Raw genomic sequence first — 11,730 nt, 5'->3', positions numbered from 1 at the left:
CACCGGCCTGGCGAACAGGGTGCGCACCTCCACCCCGAGCGACAGCCGCCGCAGCCGCTCCATCAGCTGCACCGCCAGGAGCGAGTGGCCGCCGAGTTCGAAGAAGTGGTCGTGGCGGCCGATCCGCTCGACCCCGAGGAGCTCCGCCCAGATCTCGGCCAGCGCCGTCTCGATCCCGCCCTGCGGCGCCTCATAGCTGCGGCGCGCATAGGCGTCGTCGGCCGGCGCCGGCAGCCCCTTGCGGTCGAGCTTGCCGTTCGCCGTCAACGGCAGCGCCTCGAGCCGCACGAACGCCGACGGCACCATGTAGTCCGGCAGCCGCCCGCCCAGATGCGCCCGCAACGACGCAGCAAGCCCGGCGCCATCGGCTTCGTCCGACCCGTCCGTCGATCCCGCCACCACATAAGCGACCAGGCGCTTGTCGCCGGCGCCATCCTCGTGCGCCACCACCGCCGCATCGCGCACCCGTTCATGCTCGCAGAGCCGCGCGGCGATCTCGCCCGGCTCGATGCGGAAGCCGCGGATCTTCACCTGGTCGTCGTTGCGGCCCAGAAACTCCAGATTGCCGTCCGGCAGATACCGCGCCAGATCGCCGGTCCGGTACATCCGGGCGCCTGCCTCATCGCTGAACGGATCGGCCAGGAACCGCTCCGCCGTCAGATCGGGACGGTTGAGGTAGCCACGCGCCACCCCCGCCCCGCCGATATAAAGCTCGCCCACCGCCCCGAACGGCACAGGCCCACCATGACCGTCCAGCAGATACACCCGCGTGTTCGCTATCGGACGGCCGATCGGGACACTGAGAACTCCCCCCTGAATCGGACGCACAGTGTAGGTAGCCGCAAAGGTCGTCGTTTCAGTCGGACCATAGCAGTGAATGAGACGTACAGGACCTTGTTCTCTCAGCAACTTTAGGAAGGCGGGGGAGGCATTCCGCTCGCCTCCACACAGGAGGTATTTAAGCTGTGCTAACGTTGGGGCAATCGATGACGTATACTCGTTGAATAACGCCGTTGTTAGAAAAGGGATGTCACTTTCTGACGTTCGAGCGCTTTGGAAAAGCTTGCTGCATCTAAGACTGTGCTGGAATCCATTGCAACAATGCAACCACCGTTAAGCAGCGGCGCCCAGACTTCAAATGTGCTGGCATCAAAGGCAGGATTACCCGCCCATGCCACACGATCTCCGGCATCGATCTTCGCATATCCATTGCTGATCACGAGCCGGTTGACGGCACGATGAGGCACAACAACTCCCTTCGGAAGGCCAGTTGAGCCAGACGTGTACATCACGTAAGCGGCAGCGTCGGCGCTCAATGCGATGCCAAGATCGGCACTGGCCCCGGTTCCAACCATGAGCGGCTCAATGGGCAAAACAGGGATCGTCGCCTCGACCAAATCCCCATCGTCACTCTCGCTAAGCACCAAGCGTGCAGCACAATCGGCAATCAGCCATTCTTGTCGCGCAGATGGAAGAGCGCGATCGATCGGCACATACACTCCCCCAGCCTTCAAGATCGCCAGCTGCGCCACCACAAGAGAGACGGAGCGGTCCAGCATTGTTGCAAGGCTATCACCGGGCTTGACCCCGAGGGCGATCAGATGATGGGCAAGGCGGTTGGCCCGCGCGTTGAGCTCGCCATAGCTCAGACGCTCGTCCTCGTGGACCACCGCCACCGCGTCGGGCGCCTTTTGCACCTGCGCCTCGAACAGCTCATGGACGCACCGCTCCGACGGATAGTCCGCGTCCGTCCGGTTCAGCTCCTCCAGCAGATAGGTCCGCTCGTCGGATGACAGCAGCTCGATGCGACCGACCGGCTGGTCGGCATCGGCAACCATCGCCCGCAGCAGCGCCAGCAGATAACCACGCTGCCGCTCGATCGTCGCTTGATCGAACAGCGCCGTCGCATAACCCAACGTTCCGGCTATGACCTCATCACACTCGCCAAGGCTCAGCTCCAGATCGAACTTGACCTGATCGAGCCCCTCGCCCGCAGCCTCCACGTTCAGCCCGGCAAGGTCGAACGACCCGACGGCGTTGTTCTGCCAGGCCAACATCACCTGGAACAGCGGCGTGTGATCAAGATGCCGGGGCGGCTTGACGATCTCCACCACCTGTTCGAACGGCAGGTCCTGATGCTCCTGCGCAGCCAGGGCCGTGCGCCGCGTCCGTTCCAGAAGCTCCGACACATCAGGTTCGCCCGACAGGTCGACCCGAAGCGCCAGGGTGTTGACGAAGAAGCCTATCAACTCTTCGATCTCGCCCCGGCCGCGATTGGCGCTCGGCACGCCGATCACAAGGTCGTCCTGCCCCGACAGACGCGACAGCACCGCCGCCCAGGCCGCCAGCACCGTCATGAACAACGTCGTGCCATGCTGCCGGCTCAGCCGCTTCAGACCCCGCGTCAGATCCTGGTCGATGACAACAGGCACACTGGCCCCGGCAAACGACTGCTGGGCCGGACGCGCACGGTCCGTCGGCAAGGCAAGACGGGCCGGAGCGTTTGCCAAGGCGTTGCGCCAATACTGCGCCTGGCTCTGCAGCCGTTCCCCCGACAGCCATTGGCGTTGCCAGGCGGCATAATCCGGATACTGGATCGCCAGCGGCGGCAAGGGATCGTCCTCTCCAGCCTCGAACGCCCGGTAAAGCTGACTGAGCTCCCGCACCAGCACGCCCATCGACCAGCCGTCGGAGACGATATGATGCTGGGTCAGCAGGAAGACGTGTTCGTCCTCCGCCAGCCGGATCAGCCGGCCGCGGACCAGCGGCCCGCGCGCCAGGTCGAACGGCGAGTGCATCTCTTCGTCGCACAGCTCGGAAAGCACGGCATCCGCATCCGGCAGCCCGTGCAGATCGTGCACTGTCACCGGCAGCCCCGCATCGGCCGGCAGCAGCTCGACCCGGGGCTTGCCCTGCGGCGCGACAAAGACACTGCGCAGCGCCTCATGACGGGCAAACAAACGGTCAAGGCTGCGCTGCCAGGCGACGCGGTCGAGCGCTCCCCGCAGCCGCAAGGCCAGCGGGATGTGATAGTTGGTGCTGCCCTCGTCGAGCTGCGCCAAAAACCAAAGACGCTGCTGCGAATAGGACAGCGCAAGCGCACCATCACGTCCAACTGGCATAATGGCCGGTGCTGCCTGCGCACCAGAACCGTTCAGCACTTCGCCAACACTTAGCGCCAAATCGGCCAATGTCGGCCTGGCGAACAGGGTCGCCAGCGGCAGCTCCACTGCCAAGGCCTGTGTCAACCGGGCAAGCAGGCGCACCGCCAGCAATGAGTGGCCGCCAAGTTCGAAGAAGTTGTCGTGGCGGCCGATCCGCTCGACCCCGAGCAGCCCTTGCCAGATCCCGGCCAGCAGCGTCTCGACCTCGCCCTGCGGCGCCTCATAGCTGCGGCGCGCATAGGCGTCGTCGGCCGGCGCCGGCAGCCCCTTGCGGTCGAGCTTGCCGTTCGCCGTCAACGGCAGCGCCGATAGCCGCACGAACGCCGACGGCACCATGTAGTCCGGCAGCCGCCCGCCCAGATGCGCCCGCAAGGCGACGGCCAGCCCGCTTCCATCCTCGTCGTCCGATCCGGCCTCGGGTCCACACACGACATAGGCGACAAGGTGCTTGTCGCCGGCGCGGTCCTGGCGCGCCACCACCACCGCCTCGCGCACCCAGGCGTGCTCGCAAAGCCGCGCGGCGATCTCGCCCGGCTCGATGCGGAAGCCGCGGATCTTCACCTGGTCGTCGTTGCGGCCCAGAAACTCCAGATTGCCGTCCGGCAGATACCGCGCCAGATCGCCGGTCCGGTACATCCGGGCGCCTGCCTCATCGCTGAACGGATCGGCCAGGAACCGCTCCGCCGTCAGATCGGGACGGTTGAGGTAGCCACGCGCCACCCCCGCCCCGCCGATGTAAAGCTCGCCCACCGCCCCGAACGGAACCGGCTGGCCGAAGCGATCCAACAAGTACAACCGAAGATCGGGGATGGGCTTTCCGATCAGATTGGCCGAGTTGGAGGTGTCAGATTGATTTAGAGGCCGATAGGTTACATGCACGATCGCTTCCGTGATGCCGTACATGTTGATCAATTGCGGGGCACTGTCTGAATGCCTTTCATACCACGGCTTTAGAATGGATGGCTGCAGAGCCTCCCCACCAAAAATCACATATCGAAGGCGGTTTCGAACATTGCTCGGGAATTCTACATCCATGAAAGCTTTAAAAGCCGAGGGCGTCTGATTGAGAACCGTGACGCCAGACTTGCAGACTAGCTCATGGAAGTCTGGAGCAGAACGGGCGGTATTACTCGGCACAAGAATCAAACGCCCGCCATAGCGCAGTGCGCCCCACAATTCCCACACCGAGAAGTCGAACGAGATGGAATGGAACAGGCACCATACGTCGTGTTCGGTGAAGCCATACCAGTCCTGGGTCGCCTCGAACAGACGAGCCATCTGAGCATGCTCGACCATGACGCCTTTGGGCGTTCCGGTGGAGCCTGAGGTGTAGATGACATAGGCGAGATGGCTGGGGGTCAGGCCAAGGGCGCGCGGGTCCGGGTTCGAGGCCGGCAGTTCGGCCCAGGCCGGGGTCGCCGTCTCCAGATCGACCACCGTCAGATCGACAAGCGCCTCGGGGCCGAGTGCGGCGCGGCCGGCCGCATCGCAAAGCAGCAGGTGCGGTGCGGCATCCTCGACAATCTGCCGCAGCCGCGCCGACGGATAGGCCGGGTCCAGCGGCAGATAGGCGCCGCCCGCCTTGAGGATCGCCAAAAGTCCCACCACCATCGCCGGGCTGCGCTCCAGGCAGATCGCCACCGGCTGGTCCGGCCTGACCCCGAGCCCGATCAGATGATGGGCCAGCCGGTTGGCCCGGGCGTTGAGCTCGCCATAGCTCAGCTCTTCGTCCTCATGGACGAGGGCGACGGCATCCGGCGCACGCTGCACCTGCGCCTCGAACAGTTCGTGGATGCACCGCTCCGACGGATAGGCCGCCGCCGTCCGGTTCAGATCCTCCAGCAGATAGGTGCGCTCGGCGGCCGGCAGGATATCGATGCGGCCGACCGGCTGACCGGCATCGGCCGTCACAGCATATAACAAAGTTTGCAAATGCTGCGTCATACGGTCGATCTGCTCCGGTGCTAATCGACTTGCATCAAAATGCCATCGAAGGCTCCCATCCAGAGCGCAAACCTCAAACGTCAGCAAATCGCCGCATGGGGCTGACCCAGCACTTTGGCTTGTCGTCAGATCGCCATCGAGAGAACCGCTGTCTGTGGTGATTGTGATGCCAATCGGCCAGGGCTGGTGCGACCGTAGCGCCTCCACACCACGCAATGTCGGGCAGCGCGCGATAAGATCCCGGGCAAAGCTACCGTGCTCCCTCAACTGAGCGAATTCGGCCGCCACGACTTTGCGCATTTCCTCAAAATCATGTGCAAGGCCAATGGTAACTTCCATCGGCACGACAGAGGCGATAAGCACCTCCACCGCTTTCAAACCGGCTTGCGATCGATCCGATGCAGGCGTCCATCCCAGTTGAAGCTCTGTTTCTCCGGTGATGCGGGCGAGATAGATCAGCCAAGCCGTTACCAAGTATTCCGTGCGATCATTTGGCGACAGCTTAGCCAAAGCACTTGCAATGAACCACGAACTCGACTGCCGTTTGGGCGGCGCCTCAGCCACGCACGACGACAGGAAAGGAAACTGCAATATTCTAAGCTGCTCTAGCCGCTGTCGCCAAAAATCCTCTGAAGGCGCCAGCAATTCATGGGTCGCAGTTATGCTCCGCGCCTCATCTTCGCTCAAAATTGGAAGGCGACCACCTTCATCCAGATTGGAGTGCCTGGCGAGGGCTCGCGCGTCCAGCCCCTGACCATCGGAGCTGCCAAGGCAAACATCGACATCCTGTGTACCCGTCGCCACCCGCCAGTGGCTGGAGTGGATTTCAAGCAGAGAACCTGCCGGGAGGCCCGAGCGTTGAGGCAGCACCTCCAAGCGTCTGACTGTGACCACCTCATCGCCTACGAGAGCCTTGGGCAGACCCAATGGATTGGGATGATATGGGCCCAAGTTCAAGGCACGCGTCATCGCTGACAGATCTTGCGCGGGCCGATCCCATCGCAGACAGCCTGCCGCATCCGGGCGTCGACGTCTCGGAAAGTAGCTTCTGCTCACCAGCGCCTGCGGATAGGCAGTAAGCTCTCCCTTCGCCAAGCCAGTTAAAAGCTCGCGGAAGCCCTCGATCGCGGCTTCATAACATTTAAGGTTCAGGGTCAGTGCCGTATCGGCCGGCGCAATCAGCACTTGGCGCTGAACCACGACGTCACCCGTATCAACACCATCATCGATCCGATGCCACGTGATGGCATATTCGGTCTCCTGCGCCAGCAGCGCCCAGGACGTCGCGTGCGTTCCCGCATATCGTGGCAATGGACCGTCGTGGTAATTGAAAGCACCTTGACGCACTCGCCCAAACACGTCCGGTGGCAATATGAACGGATTGGCAACGGAGAAAATCCAATCTACCGGTTCGGCCTCCAAAAAAGACGAGAGCTCTTCAACGCTCCCTACACACGGGATGTTGGCGCGCGTCGCCCACTCTGCGAATATGGCGTCGTCGCACAGGGCCGCACCAATGACGTGGCCCATCTCCATTGCCAGCTGAGCGCAGCGGATAGCAAGCGTACCACTGCCAACAACGACGCTGGAGGAGATCGATCGGGCTGCAGGATCCATGCCCTGATCGCCAGGTTGACAGGCACGGCCGCGCGTCGGAGAAGACCGATATACCATCTTCACCCCTCAGCCAGTCCACCCAGTAGGCCGGGCAGTGCCCGCCCTAGGCGCCTCGCCACGTAGTGGCCCAAACCAGTCACAGCGGTTCGGATCTGCTCGGGGGTAACCGCGCTGAACGCTAATCGCATCCGGCAGTCTTGAGAGTTATCCAACGCAAAGAAGCTCATCGGCATAACAATGACATTGTCACACCTTACTCGTCCACGCTGTCCGCGCCAAATCTGAAAGGAAGAGTAAGAGTCAGGAAGAAGCCGCCAGAGGGTCGATTCCATCGAATCTGCTCCGGGAAACGCGAAAACACACTACGCAACATGACGTCGCGCTTCGCACGATACCAATCCAGCGCCGGCTGAACCCAGCCACGCAAACTTATCCCCTGTTCGATCAACAGCCCTGCCACGATCGCTTGTGTTATTTGGCTCGTATTGAGGGTAACGAAACTCTTGCGCTGAACCAGATCTTCCCAAAGTGCCCGGCAAGCCCCCGCGTCTCCAAAGATCGTCTCGGGCAGTATCGCTGCTCCCACGCGGAGAGCTGGGCTTAACGTCTTGGAGAATGTGGACAGGTAAACGTCCGCACACATCAATCCCGTTCTTATCTTTTATGTGCAAACGACGTCTGAGCGTAACGCCAAGGACATCTCGAAACAGACAGATAGCGTCATCCAATTTATGCACCGCTGCAATGTGATCAATGCCATGAAATCGTGGGCTCAGATGGCCGACCACTTCGCAAGCGCTTTCCGGACCACCATCAATCGACGAATTCACATAATCAGTCATTTTCAGTCCTTCTATTTAGTGACGTAGTCAATTTAGTGATCACCAAATGCTTTGGCGACAAGCTAATGAGATGAGTAGCTTTGAGAATCTTTGAACGGTCCGTTTTAGACTACCGAGTACCTTCTGACGGACTCGTCACGCTGGGAGACATCACCTGCCCATCATCGCTTGTGAAATGCGGCAGATATAGCGCAGGGCACTTGCCCGCAGCGAGCCCAAACGCGGCATTCGGCCACGCAGGGCCACTGAATGCCGAATTGGTCGGTCCAGCGCTATCCTTTGTTGGCCATCGAAATCAGCAGGCACCCGAAAGCGGAGAGTAACGGCGCTTCCCAAAGTGCTTAGCAAGCCCCCGCCCTCTGCAATACTGTATCGGCAGTATTGCAACCACCTTGACTTCGTCTGGCTTCCAGTGAGCGTGATCAAGGGACCATTTCTCCTTATCCATGCGCGTTCATAGGTGAACGCGCATATACCGTGCCAAAGGAGAAAGTCATTTTAGAACAATATGGTGGCGTTAACACTGCTATGTCGCATGTTCGACATTGTCGGACATCGGACAACGCGGACCCGCCAGCCGCAGCTCCTTCACCAAGCGGTTCTAATTCAATCTATTTCGATCAGGATCTCAAATACGCCAAACCGATTACATTTTTGGAAATAAGTAGCTCTAGGAAAAAAGGCGCGACACGCGGCGGAAGCTTTTGGTGCAGCGTTCGCGCAGTGGCACGCCTTGCAGGCGGCGCGGTTGGTGTAGTCGATCTTCACATTGTCGCGTGACTTGCCGTAATGACGGGGCGAGAGCACCTGCTCTCCGGGGCAAAGGAAAATGTCCTTGTCCGGATCGTAGCGGAATTCCTCCTTGGAAAAGAAGCCCTCGCGCACGGCAGGGCCCGGATCGGCTTCGGCACATAGGCGGTGATGTCCGCTTTCTCGCAGGCCTCGATATCCTCGATCTTGAAGTAGCCCCGGTCAGCAACCGCTTCGATCCGATCGACGCCGAGTGTTTCCATCGCCGCCTCGACCGTCGGTGCAAGAAGCCCCATGTCGAGAACCTGGTTGCTCACCTCTTGCTCGGCGATAAGCTTGTGCTTTACATCGACGGCGAGTTGGAGGTTGTAGCCGACGCCGACCTTGGTCATACGCGCCATGGCGCGGGCATCCGGATCGGTCAGCGATATCTGGTCCTCGCCGCTGCGGTCCAACTCGTCCAGCAGCGCCTTGTGGCGATCTCGCTTGCCCTTGATCGCCGCGATCTTCTCCGCCATGCCGCCGCCCGAACCGTTGCTGCCGGTTGCCTTCTCCTCGTCAGCATCGCTCTCGTCGAGGCGCTTCATATAATCGGCCAGCTTCTCATCTGCCTCCCGGATGAACTTCGAGAGCGATCCGCGCGTGAAGTTGCGATCCTTGTTGTTCACCGCCTTGATCCGGGTGCCATCGACGGCCAGAAGCTCACGACCGAACAGGTCGAGCTGACGGCACAGGATGACGAACTCCCGGAACACCTGGCGGAAAGCCGACCGGTTGACCCGTCGGAAATCGGCAACGGTGCGAAAGTCAGGCTTCAGGTGTCTGAGCAACCAGATCACCTCGATGTTGCGGCGCGTTTCCGCTTCCAGTCGCCGGCTGGAACGCACACGGTTGATATACCCGTACACGTAAAGCTTCAAAAGGTCGGCTGGGTCGTAACCCGGACGGCCGGTCTCCTTCGCCGCCACTCGCACGAACCCGGCGGCTTGGAGATCGAGGCCGTCAACGAAAGCCTCAATTGCGCCTCGACCTCTCAGGGAGTTGGTTACGCGTCGCTCGATCGTCGTGATCAATCTCGATGTCCCCGTCAGGCAGCAATGCTCTGCCGGTAGCGCGGCCGCAAAGGCTCATCTGTTACTCGATAGCGAGGCGCAAATTTTGAACGAGATGAAAGCGATCCGCCACCTGAGACGCTTGCGGCGCCCCTTCACGAGCCGCCTGCGCGTAAAGCCCGCATCGATCTCGGCTCACGACCTCAATAGAGGGGGGTGCCGCTTCAACCATTGTGCAACGCTTATCACGCTCCGATCTTTGAGAATGTCCACGACCTTTCGACGCTCAAGATCGACGATGATCGTGCCGTAGCGCCATGATTTCCTCCAACTCCAGTCATCGATGCCGACGATCCGCGGCGGGGCGTCGTCGTCGGCTCGTGCAGCATTGCGCTTCAAGTGCCGAAGGATGGTGTCGTCGCTGATCGACATCCCAAGCCGCTTCATCAAGCGCTCTCCGGGCCGCCCGCCCGTATTTGGCCAAGAAGTCCGACCATTTCGGCGACCCTCGTTGTCCTGCGGGCATAGGGGGAGGCTATCGCTGGGATCCGGTCAGTGAACGTTTGCCGTCCGCACTGCCGATATGTGCAACGCCAGCGGCTCAACTGGAGCTTCACCGTCACGGCACTGCCTTGGATAGGCAGGTCCTGAAAGTTGCGGTACGACCAGCCGTGTCGACTTCTGCTCCGGCATCGGCAATCAGGGCATATGCCAGACGTTGGCCCGTAGGCAGACACAACCCAGTCGCCTTCATCGCTAAATACAACGCTCTGCACTTTAATACCCGGACCGGGCGACCATTTCGATTTCGTTCGCATGCCAGCCCATAGCGGCGTCACTGCTAACGATTTGTTAACCACACAAAGTGAGGAAGACCCGATTAAATGCCATGGGCTGCAGGAACCGCCGCATTCTTACGATTAACTTCTGTGGTTGCCGTCCGTTGCGCAAGTAGTGTCTGACCCTTTTTGACGTGTGATCGAGTGCGGTCTTCTGTCAGGCCTTTATTTGCGGCACTTTCAGCAGCCGCGGGCCGGTATGGTGATCTGCGGATCGGGTCCAAATCTGCCAAACGAGCTCTACGCCCTCAGTTAATTTCTGGTTTTCCCGGTCCAGATCTGTTCGATCATGCGCCCCATTCAGGTCATCGACTTCTCACACCTCCTTGCCAGTCCTGGTTATCCGCGGTGGTTCCTTGTCACGCCGCTACAGCCAGAGCCGGGTCTCGATAATCTTCCTGCTTCGTCAGCATGGCCCATATTTTCCGAGCCATCTTGTTCGCCAGTGCGATCGCCACCAGCATGCGCGGCTTCTTCGCGAGCATCCGCGAAAGCCACGATCCTTGGGCTGGCGGTTTGCGACCCGCCCAACTCACGCGGGCCATTGCCCCGAGGATCAGGAGCCTGCGGATGTCGGCCTGACCAGCCTTCGACACCCGGCCGAGCCTTTCTTTCCCGCCAGAAGAGAACTGTCGTGGAACGAGGCCGAGCCAAGCGGCAAAGTCCCGACCGCATCGGAAGCTCTGCATCGCTGGCGCGAAAGCTTCGACGGCCAGTGCGATCAGCGGCCCCACACCCGGCATGGTCTGAAGCCGGCGCGCGGTTTCGCTCTGCCGGGACAGTTCCGCGAGCTTCTTCGCCTTTTCCTCGATCCGGGCCGTCTTCTCGCCGATCTGAGCCAGAAGGTCGCGGCATTCCTCCTGCACAAGCTCGGGCAGGCCGATCTCAGCATTCTCGACAATCGCCTCAATGCGCTTGATGTGACCAATCCCCTGCGGAATGACCTGCCCATATTCGTAGAGAACGGCGCGCAGAGCGTTCACCAATTCCGTTCGCTGATGAACTATACGCTCGCGCGCCCGAAACAGAACGCCCGCGCTTGCTGATCGGCGGTCTTCGGCTCGACAAAGCGCATTTCAGGCTGACGGGCCGCAATGACGATTGCCTCGGCATCGGCCGCGTCGTTCTTCTGCCGCTTCACGAACGGGCGCACATATTGCGGCGCGATCAGCTTGACTGCATGGCCCAGCTTCACCAACTCGCGCGCCCAGTAATGGGCGCTGCCGCAGGCTTCCATAACAACAAGTGCCGGTGGCTGCTCTGACATGAACCGGAAGAACTGCCCGCGAGACAGTTTCTTGCGATACTTCACATCGCCTGTCATCGACGCCCCGTGTAGCTGGAAAACATTCTTTGCCAGATCCACTCCGATCAACGTATCCTTCATCCGCCGTCCTCTCTGTTCTGTGTGGCCTACACCACATCACCTTGGCACATTGCGATGCCGTTAGGGGAGGACGGCAACCACCCCATCTGCCAAACGACATTGTGGGTGCCCAACGATCAAATTGGATGACCGTTT

The 11,730-nt window shown here is 60.8% G+C and carries 1 protein-coding gene and 3 pseudogenes; all 4 read right to left on the bottom strand.

Translation table 11 applies throughout. The features are described 5' to 3' along the window. Nucleotides 1-36: 36 nt before the first annotated feature. A pseudogene (locus ISN39_RS37720) lies at nt 37-5,108 on the bottom strand (amino acid adenylation domain-containing protein); the annotation flags it as partial. A gap of 3,223 nt (nt 5,109-8,331) precedes the next feature. Next, nucleotides 8,332-9,390: a transposase gene (locus tag ISN39_RS32425; protein WP_246763538.1), complete on the bottom strand. Its 1,059-nt coding sequence runs from the start codon at nt 9,388-9,390 to the stop codon at nt 8,332-8,334. 64 nt (nt 9,391-9,454) lie between these two features. After that, nucleotides 9,455-10,187, bottom strand: a pseudogene (locus tag ISN39_RS32420) (ISL3 family transposase); the annotation flags it as partial. Between the two features lie 380 nt (nt 10,188-10,567). Next, nucleotides 10,568-11,595: pseudogene (locus ISN39_RS32415) on the bottom strand (IS110 family transposase). Nucleotides 11,596-11,730 lie beyond the last annotated feature (135 nt).

This window comes from Rhizobium sp. 007, from assembly GCF_015353075.1.
GTDB lineage: Bacteria > Pseudomonadota > Alphaproteobacteria > Rhizobiales > Rhizobiaceae > Rhizobium.
The sequence above is the reverse complement of the archived record's forward strand: the minus strand, read 5'-3'. Positions and strand labels throughout refer to the sequence as shown.